The sequence below is a fragment of the Dehalogenimonas sp. NIT-SK1 genome (assembly GCF_055384165.1).
In genome coordinates this window covers 1,682,645-1,701,242 of record NZ_AP042352.1, presented here as the reverse complement: position 1 = coordinate 1,701,242, position 18,598 = coordinate 1,682,645, and the positions used below count along the sequence as shown (strand labels likewise).

24 protein-coding genes and 2 pseudogenes are annotated in these 18,598 nt (G+C 48.8%); 3 read left to right on the top strand and 23 right to left on the bottom strand.

Annotation, left to right across the window (positions count from 1 at the left end; all coding sequences use genetic code 11):
• Positions 1 to 56 precede the first annotated feature (56 nt).
• Entirely contained in the window at positions 57 to 896 is an 840-nt protein-coding gene (gene pheA / locus ACZ48S_RS08900; RefSeq protein WP_464212755.1) for a prephenate dehydratase, read from the top strand.
• A 72-nt stretch (positions 897 to 968) separates the two neighbouring features.
• Here pheA and ACZ48S_RS08895 read toward each other — a convergent pair whose 3' ends face one another.
• Together ACZ48S_RS08895 and ACZ48S_RS08890 are read right to left on the bottom strand one after the other, a co-directional pair.
• Complete coding sequence (locus ACZ48S_RS08895; RefSeq protein ID WP_464212753.1) at positions 969 to 1,139, bottom strand: hypothetical protein; 171 nt, start codon at positions 1,137 to 1,139, stop codon at positions 969 to 971.
• A 171-nt stretch (positions 1,140 to 1,310) separates the two neighbouring features.
• Positions 1,311 to 2,813 carry a glutamine synthetase family protein gene (locus ACZ48S_RS08890; protein ID WP_464212751.1) on the bottom strand — a complete coding sequence of 501 codons (1,503 nt, stop codon included), beginning with the start codon at positions 2,811 to 2,813 and terminating at the stop codon, positions 1,311 to 1,313.
• Positions 2,814 to 3,116: 303 nt separating this feature from the next.
• Between ACZ48S_RS08890 and ACZ48S_RS08885 the strand changes: the two genes are divergently transcribed.
• The gene (locus ACZ48S_RS08885; protein WP_464212749.1) at positions 3,117 to 4,070 is read left to right on the top strand and encodes a helix-turn-helix transcriptional regulator; all 954 of its coding nucleotides are present in this window, start codon (positions 3,117 to 3,119) and stop codon (positions 4,068 to 4,070) included.
• A 58-nt stretch (positions 4,071 to 4,128) separates the two neighbouring features.
• On the opposite strand, the gene ACZ48S_RS08880 is transcribed toward ACZ48S_RS08885, so the two are convergent.
• The 21 genes and pseudogenes from ACZ48S_RS08880 to ACZ48S_RS08780 all read right to left on the bottom strand — a co-directional run bounded on the left by ACZ48S_RS08880 (position 4,129) and on the right by ACZ48S_RS08780 (position 18,079).
• Positions 4,129 to 4,908 carry a class I SAM-dependent methyltransferase gene (locus ACZ48S_RS08880; protein WP_464212747.1) on the bottom strand — a complete coding sequence of 260 codons (780 nt, stop codon included), beginning with the start codon at positions 4,906 to 4,908 and terminating at the stop codon, positions 4,129 to 4,131.
• A gap of 74 nt (positions 4,909 to 4,982) precedes the next feature.
• Complete coding sequence (locus tag ACZ48S_RS08875) at positions 4,983 to 5,450, bottom strand: CBS domain-containing protein (RefSeq protein ID WP_464212745.1); 468 nt, start codon at positions 5,448 to 5,450, stop codon at positions 4,983 to 4,985.
• A gap of 138 nt (positions 5,451 to 5,588) precedes the next feature.
• Positions 5,589 to 6,419 carry an MBL fold metallo-hydrolase gene (locus ACZ48S_RS08870; RefSeq protein WP_464212743.1) on the bottom strand — a complete coding sequence of 277 codons (831 nt, stop codon included), beginning with the start codon at positions 6,417 to 6,419 and terminating at the stop codon, positions 5,589 to 5,591.
• A 5-nt stretch (positions 6,420 to 6,424) separates the two neighbouring features.
• Positions 6,425 to 7,435 carry an Mrp/NBP35 family ATP-binding protein gene (locus tag ACZ48S_RS08865; protein ID WP_464212741.1) on the bottom strand — a complete coding sequence of 337 codons (1,011 nt, stop codon included), beginning with the start codon at positions 7,433 to 7,435 and terminating at the stop codon, positions 6,425 to 6,427.
• A gap of 53 nt (positions 7,436 to 7,488) precedes the next feature.
• Positions 7,489 to 8,223, bottom strand: coding sequence for a ZIP family metal transporter (locus tag ACZ48S_RS08860; RefSeq protein WP_464212739.1), 735 nt, complete (start codon positions 8,221 to 8,223; stop codon positions 7,489 to 7,491).
• Between the two features lie 87 nt (positions 8,224 to 8,310).
• The gene (locus ACZ48S_RS08855) at positions 8,311 to 9,186 is read right to left on the bottom strand and encodes an ATP-binding protein (protein WP_464212737.1); all 876 of its coding nucleotides are present in this window, start codon (positions 9,184 to 9,186) and stop codon (positions 8,311 to 8,313) included.
• The gene (locus tag ACZ48S_RS08850; RefSeq protein WP_464212735.1) at positions 9,183 to 10,025 is read right to left on the bottom strand and encodes an ATP-binding protein; all 843 of its coding nucleotides are present in this window, start codon (positions 10,023 to 10,025) and stop codon (positions 9,183 to 9,185) included. Before ACZ48S_RS08850 ends, ACZ48S_RS08855 begins: the two co-directional genes overlap by 4 nt.
• A gap of 31 nt (positions 10,026 to 10,056) precedes the next feature.
• Positions 10,057 to 10,254: a hypothetical protein gene (locus ACZ48S_RS08845; RefSeq protein WP_464212733.1), complete on the bottom strand. Its 198-nt coding sequence runs from the start codon at positions 10,252 to 10,254 to the stop codon at positions 10,057 to 10,059.
• Between the two features lie 16 nt (positions 10,255 to 10,270).
• Complete coding sequence (locus ACZ48S_RS08840) at positions 10,271 to 10,669, bottom strand: NifB/NifX family molybdenum-iron cluster-binding protein (protein ID WP_464212731.1); 399 nt, start codon at positions 10,667 to 10,669, stop codon at positions 10,271 to 10,273.
• Positions 10,670 to 10,701: 32 nt separating this feature from the next.
• A complete protein-coding gene (locus ACZ48S_RS08835; protein ID WP_464212729.1) occupies positions 10,702 to 10,968 on the bottom strand; it encodes a DUF5320 domain-containing protein in 267 nt (88 codons plus the stop codon).
• Between the two features lie 198 nt (positions 10,969 to 11,166).
• Positions 11,167 to 11,946, bottom strand: a complete 780-nt coding sequence (heR, locus tag ACZ48S_RS08830) for a heliorhodopsin HeR (RefSeq protein WP_464212727.1) — start codon at positions 11,944 to 11,946, stop codon at positions 11,167 to 11,169.
• Positions 11,947 to 12,113: 167 nt separating this feature from the next.
• A complete protein-coding gene (locus ACZ48S_RS08825; protein ID WP_464212725.1) occupies positions 12,114 to 12,593 on the bottom strand; it encodes a carboxymuconolactone decarboxylase family protein in 480 nt (159 codons plus the stop codon).
• Positions 12,594 to 12,616: 23 nt separating this feature from the next.
• Positions 12,617 to 13,495 (bottom strand): alpha/beta hydrolase, encoded by an 879-nt coding sequence (locus ACZ48S_RS08820; RefSeq protein ID WP_464212723.1) that lies wholly within the window; start codon positions 13,493 to 13,495, stop codon positions 12,617 to 12,619.
• A 67-nt stretch (positions 13,496 to 13,562) separates the two neighbouring features.
• Positions 13,563 to 14,135: pseudogene (locus ACZ48S_RS08815) on the bottom strand (peptide-methionine (S)-S-oxide reductase MsrA); the annotation flags it as partial.
• 301 nt (positions 14,136 to 14,436) lie between these two features.
• On the bottom strand, positions 14,437 to 14,721 hold the full coding sequence (locus ACZ48S_RS08810) for a HigA family addiction module antitoxin (protein WP_464212721.1): 285 nt from the start codon (positions 14,719 to 14,721) through the stop codon (positions 14,437 to 14,439).
• Positions 14,711 to 15,007: a type II toxin-antitoxin system RelE/ParE family toxin gene (locus ACZ48S_RS08805; RefSeq protein WP_464212719.1), complete on the bottom strand. Its 297-nt coding sequence runs from the start codon at positions 15,005 to 15,007 to the stop codon at positions 14,711 to 14,713. The genes ACZ48S_RS08810 and ACZ48S_RS08805 overlap by 11 nt, the downstream gene beginning before the upstream one ends.
• 126 nt (positions 15,008 to 15,133) lie before the next feature.
• Positions 15,134 to 15,298: pseudogene (locus ACZ48S_RS08800) on the bottom strand (transposase); the annotation flags it as partial.
• A gap of 143 nt (positions 15,299 to 15,441) precedes the next feature.
• Entirely contained in the window at positions 15,442 to 15,798 is a 357-nt protein-coding gene (locus ACZ48S_RS08795; RefSeq protein ID WP_464212717.1) for a DUF1801 domain-containing protein, read from the bottom strand.
• Positions 15,799 to 16,085: 287 nt separating this feature from the next.
• Complete coding sequence (locus ACZ48S_RS08790) at positions 16,086 to 17,009, bottom strand: hypothetical protein (protein WP_464212715.1); 924 nt, start codon at positions 17,007 to 17,009, stop codon at positions 16,086 to 16,088.
• A 256-nt stretch (positions 17,010 to 17,265) separates the two neighbouring features.
• A complete protein-coding gene (locus ACZ48S_RS08785; protein ID WP_464212713.1) occupies positions 17,266 to 17,562 on the bottom strand; it encodes a hypothetical protein in 297 nt (98 codons plus the stop codon).
• 55 nt (positions 17,563 to 17,617) lie between these two features.
• A complete protein-coding gene (locus ACZ48S_RS08780; RefSeq protein WP_464212711.1) occupies positions 17,618 to 18,079 on the bottom strand; it encodes a RusA family crossover junction endodeoxyribonuclease in 462 nt (153 codons plus the stop codon).
• Positions 18,080 to 18,124: 45 nt separating this feature from the next.
• On the opposite strand from ACZ48S_RS08780, the gene ACZ48S_RS08775 reads away from it, so the two are divergent.
• Complete coding sequence (locus tag ACZ48S_RS08775) at positions 18,125 to 18,472, top strand: helix-turn-helix domain-containing protein (RefSeq protein WP_464212709.1); 348 nt, start codon at positions 18,125 to 18,127, stop codon at positions 18,470 to 18,472.
• Positions 18,473 to 18,598: the final 126 nt, after the last annotated feature.

Here is an 18,598-nt window from a genome sequence, read left to right as displayed (position 1 = left end):
TTTAAGGCTATCATTAATATAAATCTCGGCAGTCTGCTGATTCAAGGAGGCCGTACATGATCAAGATTTCCATCCAGGGTTCCCGCGGTTCTTTCCATGATATCGTCGCCCGTAAAAAGTTCCCCGGTGATTCTGAAATTATTGAAAGCGAAACTTTCAAGCAGGTTTTTGAAGACGTTCACAAGGGTGTTTCCGACTACGGCGTAGTAGCCATTGAAAACTCCATCTACGGGTCGTTTTTAGACAACTATGATTACCTGCTCAAGTATGACACCCGGATTGTCGGCGAAGAGTATTTGCGCATCGTATTGAACCTGATAGCCCTGCCCAACACCAAGATTGAAAATATATCTGAGGTGTATACCCATCCCATGGCCATGAACCAGGCCGAGGAATGGCTGGAAAAGCATCCCAGGATGCGCCGCATTGAAACTGAAGATACCGCCGCCGCCGTTCGCCTGATAAAGGAAGATGATATGCATACCGCCGCGGCTATCGGTTCACACCTGGCAGCGGAAATCTACGGGATGAAAGTACTGGCCAAGGATATTGAAACAGAAAAAAAGAACTACACCCGTTTTCTGATTATCGCCCGGCCGGACACGCCTTACGACCTGGACGCTGACAAAACCTCGCTGGTTATCCGGGCAAAAAACATTCCCGGCGCCTTATATCATGTCCTGAAGTGTTTTAATGATGAAAATATTAACCTGTCGAAAATAGAAAGCCGGCCTATAATCCACAGCCGTGCCTGGGATTACTATTTTTACTTGGATTTTGAGAAAGGACTCAATGCTCCGGCCACCCAGCGGGCGATGAAGGAACTGGAAAAAGCCGCCAGCATGATTCGGGTGCTGGGTACTTACCAGAGAGATGACAAGGTGGACGAGGAATAATAAGCAGCGATTGTCATGCAACTGGAAACGCCGCCCGGGAGGCGGCGTTTCTGATTTCGCAAAATGGCGAGGCTAGAACAGTTCAATGATGCCGACGATAATGGCTATGATGCCGATTATCAGGGCAAAGGACGACAACCAGCTGCCGGCCTTAACCAGGTATTTGCCGATGATGGGTACGCTGTTGCCGGCGGTGCCGATGAGGACGAGTCCGCAGATGATCAGGAGAATAGCGCTTAGCATACTGATGCCCTCCCAAAATTAAAGATGCTATTAGTATATTATTCTCAATAGACAACTTCAAGACTTTATATTTCCAGTTAAGTAATCAGATGTCTTTATAAGGTGAACCAAATAACAGGGCGGTCGAATCGACCGCCCTGTTTAAATCAAACTAAGTAAGGTGTTTAGCTACTAGATGTGGATGTAGTCGTCCACCATCTTTTGAATCTCGTCGCCCTTGCCGTAAAAGCGCTCGCTGAGGTCCTTGTCCTCATAGTGCTTCAGGATTTTTGCCAGACCGTCGATGACTGAGGGCGGGAAAATACCGTCCTTCTCGTAAATGGCCCGATCCTGGAGCAGGCAATCGGCGGCGTCCCAGCAGGAAGTCGGCAGCTGCGGCAGATTGCTCTGGATATCCTTATTGCTGGAGGCAAAGATATTTACGTCAACGTATAGTTTTTGGGCCAGTTCCAGCGCGTTTTCCATCTCCATGCCGTGCTGGACAGCCACTACCAATCCGGCCATCAGCAGGTGGATATTGGCTGACCCGTCCGGAGAGCGGAACTCGACCGTCTGGTTGTTGCTGAAATTCCGGGCCGCTTCCTGCTCATTAGGATTGGCGTCGGCAGCCATGTCTTTTTCATGGAGCCATCCCAGCGGTACCCTGACCAGGCCGGAACGGTTGCGGTCACCCCAGCAGACGTTGGTCGGCGCTTCCTGGTGCGGCACCAGTCTTAGGAATGACAGGGGGATGGTGTTGCCGAATGCGGTCAGCGAAGGTGCCAGTTTCAGGTAACCGGCAATGACTTTGCGGGCAAAGTCATTCAGTTTTCCGTTTTCAACCATCATGTTTTCATCGCCCTTCATGACCCGGGTGTGAACATGCATGCCGCTTCCGGCGTGACCTACCAGGATCTTGGGAGCGAAAGTGACGGTAACGTTGTTCTGGCGACCCAGCATGCGCAGTATCCATTTGGCGATTACCAGCTGGTCAGCGGCGTCCTCAACGTTCACCGGTGAAAACTCGATCTCATTCTGCTCCATCTCGTGTTCATCACTGGAGATATGCCCCACCTCGGAATGGCCGTATTTAATCTTGCCTCCGGCCTGGGCAATGAGGTTCATGGCTTCATATCTCAGGGCTTCCCACTTGCAGAACGGGGCTGACTCCTGGTAGCCCCGCTGGGCCACAGTAGGATATAGATGCTGCCGTGGAGCTACCACGTAGTATTCCAGTTCCCCCATGGCTTCGAAGCGCATACCCGTTTTTTCGCTCAGGTTGTCCTGGGCTTTTTTCAGGATATTTTCCGGGGAGCTGGCCAGCCGTTCGCCTTCTTTGGTGAAATAGGTGCCGAGCATATCGAGGGCCGGGATACTGGAGAAAGGATTGACGAAGGCCGTCTTGTAGCGGGGAACCACGTAAAGGTCACTGGAGGCGGAGTCAATGTAGGAAAAGAGGCTGGAGCCATCCACCCGTTCGCCGGCTGAGAGGATCTGGTCCAGTTGCTCCCGGCTGTTGATGATGAAGTTGAGATTTTTCAGCCGGCCGTCGCCGCCAAGGTGGCGAAAATTGATGGCGGCGATGTTGTTTTCTTCAATGTACTTGATGATATCACGCTTGGTAAAATCCTCCGGGGACTTGTCCAGGTAGGCTGCCAGTCTGTTGGCATTAAGGCTTGATGATGTCTGAGGCATGAATAAGTATTCTCCCTGTATTTATTTTGACATTCGCAGCTTGGGCTTCAGCCGATTTTCGTATTGGTACCGCGTCCAGACTTGTGCGGCGAACAGTTATTGCCGGACCGGCCGGACACCACAAAATCTCCCTATTAGCTGGGAGTTGAAATATCCGATCAAATCCGCCCGATCGTCTAAGTAAGAAAACCGGCTTCAGCGGCTTGGCCGCGGATTGAATACCGATAATGGTATCTGATATTATACGATTTGATAATACGGGAAATATACCTATAAAATACCTATAAAAGATAGGCATCATCATTGAATAAATCTGAACGTCCGCAAAAACCGGCATCTTCCCGCTCCCGCACTCCGGCGTGGTTATGGAGTATTCCGCTGCCGCCGGCCGCTTCCGGTCAGCTGGAAACAGCGCTGCGGGAAAGAATAAAAGAACTCAATTGCCTTTACGGGATCTCCAAACTGGCGGAGAAGAATCGCGCTTCGCTGGAGAGTTTTTTGGGTGAGCTGGTTGATTTTCTGCCGCATTCCTGGCAGTACGCTGACCAAACCTGTGCCGGGATAACATTCAGAGGCAGCGTCTATTACAGTACCGGTTTTATTGAGTCTGTTTGGCATCAGTCAGCTGCAATTTACCTGGGAAAGGAACTTGCGGGTGAATGCCGCGTCTATTATAAATCAGAATTCCCGTCGGCTGATGAAGGTCCTTTCCTTAAAGAAGAAAGAGCGCTTCTGGATGCTGTGGCTGAACAGGTCGGTAAGGTTGCCGCCGGTTTTTTTGCTGAACTTGAGTTGCAGGAGATGAACCGGCAGCTCAAGCTGGAGCGTCAGGCTCTGCAGGAAACCAACATTGCCCTGAAGGTAGTACTGGGTCGTAATGAGAATGAAAAACAGGAAATACACCGGGATGTTAGACATAACGTAGATAAAATCCTGATGCCGATCATTGATTCCCTGGCATTCCATTTGCCGGCATCCAAGAAGAAATACATTGAACTGTTGAAAACCAATCTGACCGAAATTACTCGGCCGTTCCTCGGTGGATTGTCTGCGGACTTTCATGCCCTCTCACCCATGGAGATGATTATCAGCAACATGATTAAGAACGGTATGACCAGCAAGCAGATTGCCGATATGCGCGGTGTCTCCGTCGCTACCATAAATCATCACCGGGAGAAAATCAGGCGGAAACTGGGCATTGCCAATCAGGCGGTGAACCTGGCCACCTTCCTGCAGCACAACAGCATCGAGTCATAAAGCTCCCATATTCTTTACGGAGTAAAGCCCTTAATCAAGAACCGCCCCCCATTGATTTTCAGGGTTTGATGGCGCGGGTGGCAAGGCAGGTAGCCATGTAGGGTGCCAGTGGGTCGTTGTCTTCAGGCGGGTTGCGGTCCTCGTAAAAACCGGTAATAACAAAGCCGGCGTCTATCTGCCCGCCTATCTGGTCATCCAGGGTGTGGCTAAAATCAAACGGTTCACCTTGGTCCAGCTTTCGCTGTTTTTCCGCGTCCTCCAAATTGGTCGTGTCGGCGTAGGGCAGTTTGTATTTCACCCGGAGTTCTCCGCTGCTCTCGGCCAGTTGCCAGTCGAAGAGATATACAGCCGGGTTCATAAACCCGGCCAGCAGGACCCCGCCTGGGCGCAGCACCCGGAACGCTTCCAGCCAGACCGGCTTTACGGCTGGTACAAATACGTTGGAAACAGGATGGAATATAAGGTCAAAACTGGCGTCCTTGAACTGGGAGAGGTCTCTCATATCACCCTGTACTGTCTTGATGGATAAAGAATCCCTTTCGGCCACCTGCCGGTCCTGCCGCAGTTGCAGCGCGGAATTATCAAAGACAATTACCCTGGCACCGGCGGCAGCCAGTATCGGGCCCTGTTGCCCGCCGCCGCAGGCCAGGCAAAGAACATTGCAGTCTTTCATAGGTGGAAACCATCCGGCAGGTACCGGTAAGGTTGGAGTCAGCACTATCTGCCAATCTCCCTGCCTGGCTCTGCCAATGAGTTCCCGGCTCGCCGGAACAGTCCATTTATTGCCGGTTTGAACCTGTTTATCCCAGGCGGCGCTGTTGTAACTGGCTATGTCCAATGAATCTAGTTCCTGTAAGTTAATCTGTTCTATTATGGCTGATAGTCGGATAAATGGGAAGGTCTTTTTTCAGACTAATAGGCGCAGCCGCCGGTCTCGATAGCCTTTTCCAGTACTTCCGAAAGGCTCAGGTCACCGATTATCCGCCCTTTATCATCCACCACCGGCAGGATGTCTTCACCCAGGTCTATCATACGCTTGAAAGCGGTTTCCAGCGGGTCATCGGTTTTCAAAGCCAGTGAAGACCAGTCGCCGTGGGATACGTCCTTGGCTTTGACCGAGTCAATCATCTCGTGGATTGCGCGGCATGAATCATCCCCCTGCCATTTTCCGAATAATTGATATTCCGCCCATTTCTGGATGGCCAACCGTGAAACCATTCCGGAGAACCGGCGGTATTCATCCGTCAGGAACACGCCTCCAGTTCCCGGCTGGGCGGCATAAAGCTTGATAATGTCCTTGAGCGGGCTGTTTTCATCAGCAGTGGTACCGGCCTTGCCATGCATTAAATAAACATCTTTTACGAATAAAAAGTTATTCATCTGCTCCTCATTCCAATCTGAATCAGTTTAACTCTGTCGGCACCTGGTGATTATAACACCTCGATAGCTCAGATAGGTATGAATTACGGCAAATTACTGCAATCAATTGGTTAACCGGGTCTATAACAGTCTGGATTACTAAAGGACGGCTGTCTGACCCACCCCGGTGAGTATTGTTTCAGCCCCGGATTGTTTTTGAATAAGCCCGGTCGCTTGTTGCCCGGTACAGTGGCACAATCCCAGCTTTCGCAGCCCGAAATTTTTGAGTTTTTGCGCGGTGAAGCTGATTCTTTCTTCTGATGCCTGGTACAGGTGAGCGCCGCCTATAACCGCGTATATGCCGGCAATCCCGCTGATATCGCGGGCTCGGCGCAGCGTATTGATGATACCCCGGTGAGCGCAGCCGGAAATGATTACCAGTCCTTGTTTGGAGTATATGCCCAGCGCGATTTCATCCGGAAAGCTGTCCGTTTCGAAGCTGTTGCCCTGCCGTACCGCCAGGCCGGGTTCAAGTTTCTCCATTTCGGTTTTCATCGGTATTTCGCCAAATGCCAATATATTGCTGTTGATGAATAGTGGCCGGGAAACGTCTTTCAGTCGCCCGCCGCCGGATTCAATCTCCTGCCTGGTATAGGGGATGCCTGCTTTCTGGGCTTGTCCAACACCCTCGGGAATGCTGTACCTCTCCTGCCATAAATTCGGGTGGGCGTAAATCGTTGTCTCTCCGGCGGTGGCCTGGAGGATTGGCTTCAATCCTCCGGTATGGTCCCCGTGTCCATGGCTCAGGATTATTCCGTCAATTTTAGTGAGGTCGATGTCCAGCAGCCGGGCATTGGTTGCCGCCCGGTCACTGCCGCCTGTATCAAAGATGAGTCGTTTACCGTAGGCTTCAATAAACAGGCTCAGGCCCCATTCCATTTTAAATGGCTCGGCCGCTTCATCATCAATAAGTTTGGTAATTTTTATCATTAGTCTTATCCACTCGCTTTCAAAACGGCCAGTCTTTCAACAACGACGGTGCCTAAATTATTGACAGCGTCGGATGAGTAATGCTCGATTTTTCCGGCATCACAAAGTTCCGCCAGTTTCGGGTCAATGGGCAAACGGGTGATTAAAGGCAGTTTGAATGATTCCAGTATTTCCCCGGCCTGGCTGCGGCCAAAAATCTCAATCGCTTCGCCGGTGGTCGGGTCGGGAAAGAAAGCCATGTTTTCCGCCAGCCCCAGCACCGGGATTTCCATTTTTTGAGTCATATCCATCGCCTTGCGTACTATCAGACCGGCCAATGCCTGTGGCGTGGTCACCATTAATACCGCAGTTAACGGTATCTGCTGCATGGCTGTCAAGGCCGCGTCTGATGTGCCCGGCGGCAGGTCAACGACCAGGTAATCCAGTTCACCCCACAGTACATCTTCCCAGAATTGACCGATGGCCTTGCTGATCAAGGGTCCCCGCCATATCACGGAATCGGAATCAGTGTTCAACACAAGGTTGATTGACATAATACGGATTTTAGTAGCTGAAGATACCGGTATTATTCCCTTTTCACTGCCCATCGGTTTGCCGGAAATTCCAAAAAGTTTGGGAATACTCGGCCCGGTAATATCGGCATCCAGTATCCCCACGCTATATCCCAGGCGCTGCAGGGAAACAGCCAGCAGACTGCTGATGGTTGACTTGCCTACGCCGCCCTTGCCGCTCATCACCGCCACTACATTTTTGATCCGATTCAGTTCACTCGGTTTATTCTCTGTGCGGTTTATTTCTATCCGGTTAAGCCCGGACTGGCCCTCAAGCTCCCGCCTGACCGATGCCTCCAGACGTTTAAATATTTCCAGCGGCAACGCGCCGCTGGACAGGGAAACACTAACCGTGTCATTTTCCTCTGTCACATCCCTGATCAATCTCAGTTCTTTCAGTTTATAGGGTGTTTCCGGAATATCAAGTCCTTCCAGTGTAGCTAGTATATTATTTTTTGAAACCATGGCCTTCTCCCTTGATTAGTGTTATTGCTATTTTTGTTGACTGTATTATTGGTTTATAGATACCTGACCGCCAACATCATACCGATGCCGGCCAGAAAAACAATGAAATGCAGAGCCGCTCTTTTCAGGCTCTTCTGGTGTTTGATTTCCGGTATAAGGTCAGCAGCCGCTATGTAAATGAAGTTCCCGGCGGCAAATGGCAGCAGGTAAATCATGGAAGTTTCCATTATGGAATAGGCTAGGTAGCCGGCGACCCCGCCCAGCACAGCGGTCAATCCGGAAAGCAGGTTAAACAGCAGGGCTTTCCTGGGTCTGAATCCGCCGTACACCAGGGCGGCGAAATCACCTATCTCCTGGGGTATTTCATGCAGGGCTACTGCCAGTGTGGTGGCGATTCCGAGCGGCGGGCTGATGATAAAACTGGCGGCGATAATCAGGCCGTCAATGAAATTATGAAGCGCGTCCGCGGTTAAAATCAGGTAAGAAAAGGGCCTGATTGTTGGAGCCGTGTTATGTTCGTGACGCCACTGGAGGAATTGTTCCAGCATGAAAAAGATGGAGAAGCCCAGCAGCAGAAACAGAAACACCGCAATGTCCTCTCCCTTTTCCGCAATGGCGTCCGGCAGCAGGTGCAGAAAAGCCCCGCCAATAAGGGCGCCGCTGGAAAGGGCTACCATTACCAGCAGGGTTTTGTTTTCCAGGTCTTTCTTCAACAAAAGAGCGAAAACACCTGCCAGGGCGATAAGGCTTACCGCTATGGTGGCTGTTAAAATATAAATTAAAGTCATTTATGATGTGATCCGCTGAATGGGCGAAATGCATCGGGGCTTTGGTTCATTTTTCGCCTCATTGTTCTTTTAATCAACCCGGCATTTTCAGACGGCAGCCGGCGTTTCATCAAGTTTGCTTAATACTTTTTGCCAAAGATTATTAATCTCAACGGCAACCCGGCAATCACTATATTCCACCACGGATTTACCGCTGATCATAGCCTCGGTGAAAACATTATCAAAAGGAATCAAGGTTTCGGCGGTTACCCCGCGAGCCTTGCAGTATTCCAAAATAGTCCGGGTGTTTTCCTCATTAATGTCATATTTATTAACGCAGACCATGGCCGGCACCTCAAAATGCTCACAGACCCCAATTATCCTCTCCATGTCATGAATGCCGGACAGGGTTGGTTCAGTAATGATCAGGGCCAGGTTTACCCCGGATAATGAAGAAATAACCGGACAGCCTATGCCGGGCGGTCCGTCGATAATTATGTACTCCAGACTTTTTTCATGGGCCAGGTTTTTGGCCTGTCGCCTTACCAGCGCTACTAATTTACCGGAATTCTCCTGGGTTATGCCCAGTCTGGCGTGAACCATTGGTCCGTGTCTGGTATCGGAAACAAACCATTCTCCCGCCTGGCATTCCCGCATACTGATAGCCCCAATCTGGCAAAGGTGAAAACAAAAACCGCAGCCCTCACAGGCAACGGGATCCACCGTGTTGGCGCTAATGGCTTCAAAACGGCATAAATCCCGGCACAAACCGCATTCGGTGCATATATTTTTATCAATCACGGCAACTTGTCCGCTGCGGAACTCATGTCTTTCTGTAGTCTCGGGTTTAAGCAGCAGGTGCAAATCGGCAGCGTCCACATCGCAGTCGGCCATCACTTTATCGTGGGCGATGGCGGCGAAGGAGCCGACGATGCTGGTTTTGCCGGTTCCGCCTTTACCGCTGAGGATAACCACTTCTTTCACAGTTTTTCTCCAATGCGGTCAAATAGTTCAATAAATTTGGTTTTATAACCGTTTATAGCCGTTACCAGCGGTTTTCCGCGCGAATATAGACCGGCTATCTCGGCGTCCAGCGGTATGGTCAGCATTATGGGTATGCGCTCGCGGCGGCAGTACTCTTCGGTTTGACCGTCGCCGATACCGGCACGGTTGAGAACAATGCCGCAGGGTATGCCCAGCTGCCTAACCGTGGCCGCGGCCAGTTTCAAGTCGTTTAGTCCAAAGGGTGTCGGTTCGGTTACCAGCAGGCAGAAATCGCTTCCCTGGACTGACTCTACCATCGGACAAGAAGTGCCGGGAGGCGAATCAATGATAACGGTGCCGTTGGCCGGCACAGCAGCTGCCCTCACCGCCCGTATCACCGGTGAGGGCATGGCTTCGCCAATGTTCAGCTTTCCCTGGACAAAACTGATACTGCCTGCCATGCCTGATTCAATACTGCCGATTTGCCGGTTTTCTTCCGTAATGGCTTTTTCAGGACACAAATAGCTGCAGGCGCCGCAGCCGTGGCACAATTCCGGGAAAACCAGGACCTGCCCCGGGAAAGCGGCCAGCGCGTGGTAGGCACAGACCTCAGCGCATTTACCGCAGATACGGCACTTGGTTTCATCTATTTTTGGTACCGGTATATTGACGGCCTGGGTTTTGGTAAAACGTGGTTTAATAAAGATATGGCTGTTAGGCTCTTCAACGTCACAGTCAAGGAGCTGTATCGGACAGGTTTCCGCCAGTGCGATAGCCAAACTGGTGGCTACCATTGTTTTTCCGGTGCCGCCTTTACCGCTGGCGACGGAGATAATCAATACTTTTTCCTCTTGTTCAGTACAACAATTATCATTCCCTCACCATCTTGGTACCGCATTTCGGACAGATCAGGTTGTAACAGGGATTGGCCTGGGTATGGGGTGATTTGGCGCCGCATTTTGGGCAGACACAATTGCCGCCGGGACCGGCACCGGCCCGGGAACCCGCCATCCTGCCGCCTCTGCCGACTGATCCTCTTGGAGGACCTGTTCCATCTCCTCTAGGCATAATAAAACCTCCTTTTTTATTTTGTTACAGCTCCGCGGTGAAATCCGCCGCCGCCGTTACCGAAATGTTCGGCCACGTTGGCCTGTGTGCTTTCGGTCAGTTCCCCTTTGTTGTAGCTCTCTATGGCATCCTTAATCTTGCCGCCTACTCCGGTCATTACCTTGATTCCGGCGGCAGACAGCGCCCGGTAGGCTTTGGGGCCGCAGTTGCCAGTCAGCAGCGCCTGGGCTCCTTTGCCGGCAACCAGCTGAGCAGCGGCGACACCGGCGCCGCCGGATGCATCGGCGCTGGTGTTTTCAATCGCCTCGTAGTCCATTGTTTCCGGGTCAAGCAGTATCAGGTATCCGCAGCGGCCAAAACGGGGGTCAACATCTGAATTCAGGTCCGGGTTTTGGGCGGTAATCGCTATTTTCATTTTATTGTCTTTCCGGGTTGTACCAACCCTGTTTAGTTATCTTTCTGCAGTTCCTGCATCCTGGCTTCCATGTTGGCCAGTTCCTTTTTAAGGACTTCGGTCTGGGTTTTCAGCGTGTTTAATTCTTCATCACGGGAGAAGGTTTGCGGTGACGCAGTACTTGGATCTCCACCGTAATAAGCGCATCTGGGCAATCCGCCTCTGCCCCGGCCGACGTAAGGCCATGGCGGGGAGGTGCCCCTGAAACCGAATCCGGCGCCTCTTTGCTGGCCCGCTCTGATAAAATTGCGTCCAAACATTTCATTCACCTCCTTGTTCCTTTAAGTTCCGGCGAGTAGCCGGGAAGCTTCTATAGTCTTGTATAATGAGCATAAGTTCATAATATACCTTGAATTAGTCCTTGTCAATACCCAAAATATGAAGATTTTGAGGCGAAACAGAAACGCCGGCTTTTGAGCCGGCGTTAGGGGTTTAAAAACCTTGGATTGTGTGGGGTCCTATGGCTGCATAGCGCCGAAAAGCACCAGCCAGGCCAGGATGGACTTGGCTACCAGGCTAAGGACAATATAGGTTCGTTCACCGTATAAATAGTCCTTCCATTTTCCGATCCGCTTGTACTGCAGAATCATATTCACCGGGAAGGCATTGAAAGCCACAAAATAGGTACCCACTATGGCCCAGACAAACCACGGCACCATGTCAAAGTTGCCGGTGCCGAACATGTAAATGAGAATGACTATCCAGGGAGCCAGCCCGGCTATAGAGCCCCAGATGAACGGTCCCCAGTTGACCCGGGTCTTATCAGCGCCGGAATTGAGCTGTTCCATGGTAAGTCCGAAAAGGTTCATCGCCGCGTTGACGGCGAAGATCAAAACCAGCGAGCCGATGTCATATATTCCGAATAAAGTGGCAATCAACACGATCATGATCGATGAGCTGAGAGCGTACTCAAACCATCGGAACTTATTGATGCCCTTTTGCAGGTCGCTGAAATATTTCTTGCTGTTCAGTACAATCAGGCCGTGCGCAACAGCTGATATTAACAGGAAACAGGCCACCAGCACGCCGAACGGCAGCTGGAAAAGTTCCCGGCTGGCGGTTTCCAGTGAATTAGTGGTTGTATTGTAGGTGAGATAGAACTGGGTTATGACCGGTTTGAATTCATTTATTGTTTGGATGACCGTTGTCGCCAGCAGCAGCATTATCACGCTCTGCGCCAGGTGAATTCCGCCCATAATCATGTTGAATCCTTTCAGTTTCTGGAAGACATCGGCCATCAAATTCCTCCGAATATCGTTAATAGTATAAAAATAGCACAAATTATGCGGAACTCAAAGAACTTTTAGGGAATTATCTGAACCTTTGGGAAATGATTATTTCGTTTGTTTACTGTTACGGGTTCATTAAATACCGAAATTAAAAAGTCGGCGCGCCATAGTTCAGGCTAATAGCCGCGCCTGCTGAAAGAAACCTTGTAAAGCAGGTAGTCGAAAAAATTGCCTGTCAGGTTTCCCAGCCGAATCATGCGCAGCAGCAGATTGATAGCCACTGCCTTATCTTCGCCGTATATTGCCCTCAGTCTGTCCGCTGCTTCCGGGTCCGGTTTGCTGTCGCTTTCCGCCCAATGCTGGGCGTAGGCCAGGGCCGGGGCTTCTTCCGGGGGACAGGCGTCAATCTCACCCGCCAGCAGATTGCTGATATCCTGTTGCGGAACGCCGCTTTTCAAAGCTTGCCGGGCATGAAAGTAGGAACAGTATCGGCACTGGTTAACCGCGGTGACCGCCAGCATGAGCCTTTCGCGGAAAGCGCTTGATACCAGACGCTTTTGCCGTATCTCACGCAGTTTATGCCGGTTTTTAATCGGGAAAAGCAGGTCAGCCCAAAAATCACCGATATTTTTATATGTTCTCTTATTGAATCCCATGTTGTCTTATTTGATATTTCCTTTCAGGTTTCACTCCGCTTGAGGCACTTCTCCAGGAACTTATCCAGGCAGGCGATATAATTTTCCCGGTCGGCTAGATAAGCGCAACTATGGCCGGCTCCGTCAACGATCAGCAGTTCATCCTGGGGGTTGGCGGAAGCTTCCAATAAATCCCTGGCATCGGACGGAGGAACAACTTTATCCAGCTCCCCGCCGCTGAATAGAACCGGACATCTTATACTTTTAACCGCGTCGATGGCGTCATCATCACCGACCCCGCATAAAGGTCCTGCCGTCCACACCGCGCCATGGGCGAAGATTTTGAATGGCGGGAATGTTTCATGCAGGCATCGCTTGGCCATAGCCAGGCTGCTTTTGAAGCTGCTGTCGGCAATAACACCACTGACTCGATGGTCTTTGCCGGCATGAATCAGGGCGGCTACACCGGCAAAAGAAGTCCCGAACAGGAATACTTTTTCACTCGGGTTCCGCCGCAGAACCCAGTCAATTGCCCCGTGAAAATCCCGGTCGGACTTGGTTCTTTCGTTCAGCCGGGCGGTATCGGAATCACCGCAGCCCCGACGGTCCAGCGCCAGGACGTTGAAGCCCAACTCGGCCACATCCCGGCACATATGTAAAAGACCGATGGTTTCATCAGCCCGGTTCTGCTTGCCGCCGTGCATGACTATCAGTGTTCCCTTTGAAGTTTGAGTTTCAGCCGGGATTAACCAGCCGCTGACCGTGGTGCGGTCAAAAGGGTTGCCGAAGTGAACCTCCTGATATCCCAGGTCCGGGTGCGGCACTCTCTTGGAAGCGGCCATGCCGTTGGCGATCAGGGCTGACACCAGGAAATAGAAAACCGTCAGTCCGGCTAATACCAGCAAAATTACAAGTATTGTCACCCTGGTATTGTACTCTTTTGGGCTGGGTAGATGAATAGTTGCTGCAAAAACCGCTTTCTCAGCCTATTCAGCTTGATAATTTAGTGACGATTCGTTCCAGTTTCTCTTGTCCTGAAGCTGACAGGCCCAGCCGGGGCAGTTGCTGTTTAAGTTTTTCCAGCTGGCCGTACCCGCTGACATATCCGTTGACCCTTGCCGCGGCTGTTGACGCGGTCAGCTGTCTGATATCGGGATATATCCTGTTGTATTCACGGAATATATCGGGTTCATTCTGCAGGTAGTATTTCTGGTGGTAATCTTCAGCCGGATAAAAGGAGGTCAACGGCATTATTTCCGTGTATACCTTTCGGCTTAGGTTGGTTTCCCTTTGCCGTTTGGAATCCAGGGCCGCTTTTTTCTGCTCCTGGTCGTGATAAAAGATGATTGACATGTACTGCCTGGACCAGGGCGGAGTAGTAGGGTCGTGGCTGGCCCAGAAAACCTCCAGCAGTTGCCCGTAGGAAACTATACTCGGGTCAAAAACAACTTGTATAGACTCGGTATGCTTTCCCAGGTTGTGGTAGGTGGGATTTACGCTGTCCCCGCCGGCATAGCCGACGCTTGTCCGCAGCACTCCGTCTAAACTCCCGAACCGGGAGTCAGGTCCCCAGAATCAGCCCAGCGCCAGAGTGGCTGTTTCTGTTCTACAGGGTACCAATTCATCAAGTGCCGGTATTTTGGAGTTAATTTGGTTTAGATTATTCGAATTAGCCATTTATTTTCTTTCCCGCCTTATTTTCGGGTAAAGACTTGTAAAGCCTTTCCACTGAATTCTTCACCCAATGGCTCGGCTGTGTTTCTGGTGGAGACGGGGGAGAGTCGAACTCTCTCTGAAACAACAGATATCCTGGAATGGCTTGCTAAAGAGATGAGCGAGGGGTGGGCAAGGCCAATCAAGGAGCCTAGGCTTTTGAGTGTTTGCTGATTAACACTTTTGTGAGCTGATAGTCTGTTTCCAGGCTCAACCAGAAGCGTGCCGGTATTTCTGGCATGACAGCCTCTAACTGCAGAGCGGTCTCAGCAGTGATGGCCTTCTTGCCGTTAATGATCTCATTGATGGCATTTAGTGGCCTGTGCATGCGCCCAGCGAGTTCTTTTTGTGAGATACCACGAGTCTGGATCTCCTCCAGTAAATACTCACCGGGGGGAATCGCTATATCGGGATATGTTGTAGTGTTAATCGCCATGATAATCCTCCACGTCCACAATGATCACTTGATCTTCTTTAAGTTTTTCAAAAATTAACCGATAGTTTCCGGTGAGGGTTATAGAATATTGTCCAGCACGGTTTCCCTTCAATGGATGCAGTTTAAGCGCCTGGAGACCAAAGAGCTGGTTGAATTTATCGGTGGCTCTTAACACCGCTAACCTTTGGATATACTTTCGACCAATTGGGATACCAAAAAGACGGCCAGCTTCCGACAGACTCAGCGCAGCATTTGCCAGTCGATTCGATGAAAACTCTATATCCACCCATACACCTTAAGGGTATTCTAATTCTATTCCATTTCTATGTCAAGTTGCTACGATTTTCTCAGGTGTCGCCAACTTCTTAAGGCGAGCTTTTTCTTGCTCCAACACCTTCAGTTGCTTGGCTTAGTCTACTCGCATACCGCCGTATTCCTGGCGCCGGCGGTAATAGGTACAGTCGCTAACTCCAATTTTCTTACACACAGTGGCAAGAGAGGCTCCCTGACTGATGAGGATTTCAGCCTCTTGGAGCTTGTTGATAATCTGCTTCGGTGTGAACGATTTCTTGGGCATCTGATTCCCCCTTTTCATTTTTCCCAGTCTATCATCAAATGGACTCGGTTTTGGGGGGCAGATCAATTGTTTCACCTAAGCATATACTGCCAGTTCTTCACGAAAAAGCACGATACACCAAAAAACTGAATCAACCAATTAATTCAGTTTTTCCAGTCAGGAGGACATGAGGCTTTTATGTCTACCATCTTCATTAGTTTGACCAATTTATTATCATCTATGTCTGATAACGAGTGTATTTTTATGTGCCTCATCGTTTTCCCACTACCTTCAAACTGATTTATCTCTTCTTCGCTTAATCCACTTATAGCAAATCCAACATGTACCCTATTATTCATGGCAGCTATATAAAATTTACCACCAGCATATGCCACAACACCCCAAGCAACTTTTTCGTTACAATCGGGAATGGTTTCTAGAATAAGATTTCTAACCTTTTTCAGTATCTCTTTTTGCGGTGACTGTTGTTTTTCAATATATTTTTCTACTTCATCTTCCATCTTTAATACCTCTCCAGTGCGATATCTTAAGGTGGTACTAACCTGACTTGTCCCTACCCGTGATATAAGTTGTTAAGTAGTTCTTGTGATTATTATACTTTTTTTAAGGGTATTATAGCTTCAGATAAATAAAACACAAGATTCGGGCTGGATTTCAGCCTAGCTCTTGATCGGTTCATCGGTTGGAGAATCGAACTCTACCGGAAGTGCGGGGGATTATGGATTGGGTGTTTGAGGAAATAGAAGAGCGATCGCAGCCGTCCTTTGGTTCTTGTTAGTTTCCTGCCCTAGGAGCCAGAATCAGTCTGGATATTGTTTGGTTTTTGAATTCCATATCGTGTTTTCAAATCCTTATCAATCATTTCGGGCGACTCGCCTTTAGCAATCCTCTCTTCTATCTCGTCAAAGAAGGTATCAGAAATATCATCAAGCTTCATCTCCTGCTCCCAATACTCATAATAATCTTTGTATTTGGTTTCAACCCAACGCCAAACTGATTTGGGGGCACGTTCAGTTTCACAAATTCTTAAAAATGCTTTAACAGGATAAGGCAACAATCTATTTGAATTGGAGCCAATCTGGAATGCTTTCCTAACATCAAATAAAGGTCCGATATTTATATGTGAAGATCTGAAGTCACTTGATCTATGAGAATAGTAATTGGTGCCCCACACATCTGGATGGATTGCAGTGCTGAGCCTAGAATAATCGGTACACAAAGATTCACACCCCTTTTCTTGAATTCTTCTCGTAATGGTGGCTGGGGAGAATCGTTGTTTTTTTTGATGATAATCTTTGGGCCGTCCTTTCGGGTCTTCCGATGACCATTCATACCAATAGGCAATTTCCTCAGGATATAGACTGAAAAAAGTAATCCTATCAGTTACCTCAAGGATCATTCTTTGAAGTGCTGCTGTTTCCCCATACCACCCATTCGTCGTGAGGTCGAAAATGGCTTCTTTATGAGATACCCATCTAGTTGCTAGGAGAGCGAAAGTCTTAAAAATGTCTCTAGATATATTTCTATTGAATATCTCAGAAGAAGCTTCGATTGCTCTCAAAATAATCGTCAACCACTGTGTGCTTAGCCAAATTTGGTCTTTAAGAAAGGGACTGCCTAGAAAGGCTTGCATATGGGTAAGTTTTCGTTCTACGAGTTTTTTGGTATTCCAATGTTCAGATCTTTGTTCTTTGGCATTATTTTCGTTCATGGTTCACCTTCAGTACTAAACCAAATAATTCCAGCCGTTGTTGGAAAGGCCGCAGTTATGGAAGTATTATACCCTCGTAACGTGAGGATATATAGAGTGTTGAATCGAACTCTAACAGAAACGCGGGGGATTATGGAGTTGGTGATTAAAGAAACAACCGAGGGGCTGAAAAAGCCACTGGTTACTTCATTATGAGTTCGTTTAATATCTTAGTGAAAAAACCTAAATATGAATCAGGAAATCAAGTGTTGCTATTTTATTTTTGTATTTGATCCCTTTGGTCATACCCAGGTTTGAAATCCAAATGGTATTTCCCTTCAGAGTTACGATCAACCTTCGCACGCCACTCACCAGACTTATTATAATCATCAATCAGCCTTCGCATGACCTTTGGATCTGCCGATGCATTGATGATTAGGTGAGTTAATAAAGAAAGAGTTCTGCTTGATTCTATTTGAGTTCTATAAAAAATATAAATCGCAAAAAGGAGCGAAAATATTCCTATATACCCAAAAACAATGGTCAAGATTACCTCAATATAATTATTCGCCATCTTAAACTCCAATCTAATACGACCTTTAATCAGCTACTATTTTGAACTAATATCTTTAAATAGTATCTAATTCGATTAACTCCATGGATTTGTTCGCATCATGCTTTCTAAAAGAGATTTCATAGCAATCTGTATCCCAAAGTTTATCTTCTTGTCGCTTAATCTTCCATACCAACAATCGGATAATATTGCTGTCATCTGCGATAAGGAAGCGGTCATCACCTTCTTTTTGCTTCAGAGCATCACATATTACCTTTGCAATATTGTCCGTATCTTGTCTTTTAAATCTTGCAGGACTCACTTTCACGACAATAGCAAGGTCAATTCCCTGTCTTCTAAAGGGATCAAAGTTTTTGTTTTTCATCCACTGACTGAGTTCCGTCTTGATTTCAAAGATAGACTGTTTTCTTGATCTACTCCCGGTCCGTATCTGTCTGAGAGATCCAACCAAGCCTTTTGCACTTTCAAGTTGAAGGAATGGTGGTGAGCCTGACTTGCCGAGTTTTTTGTTTCTCATTGTCATATTATAACGTGACAAAGAAATGAAGATAAGGGGGAAGATATGTATCGAGTTAGTGGTTTACCGATCAATAACTCGGATGAGGCTCAAGAAGCAGCAAAACACCTTGGAGAAGGTTTGAGAATCCTAGCGAGGATGATTGCTAGAGCAATCGTGAACGAGCAAAGATTCGTTTCACAAAAGATGGACTTCGTTTGCACCACTTCAACAGGTGCTCAGGTCTTTAACCAGGATAAACTGACTCTTTCGGTTTCTGAGGTTGCGGAGCGTTTAGGAATCAGTAAAGGTGCAGCCTATGAATTAATTAATACTAAGAAGATCCCCAGCCTCAGGTTTGGAAGAAGGATATTGGTGCCGAGAATTAAGCTCGAGGAGATGATGGGGAAATAGCTAGAAATCTGGAGAGTCGAACTCTACCAGAAACGCCGGGGGATTATGGAGTGGGTGGTTAGGGAGATGGAAGAGGAGCTTATCCAGCCCCTTGATTGCCGTTAGATGTTCTGCTTTCCAGCCTAC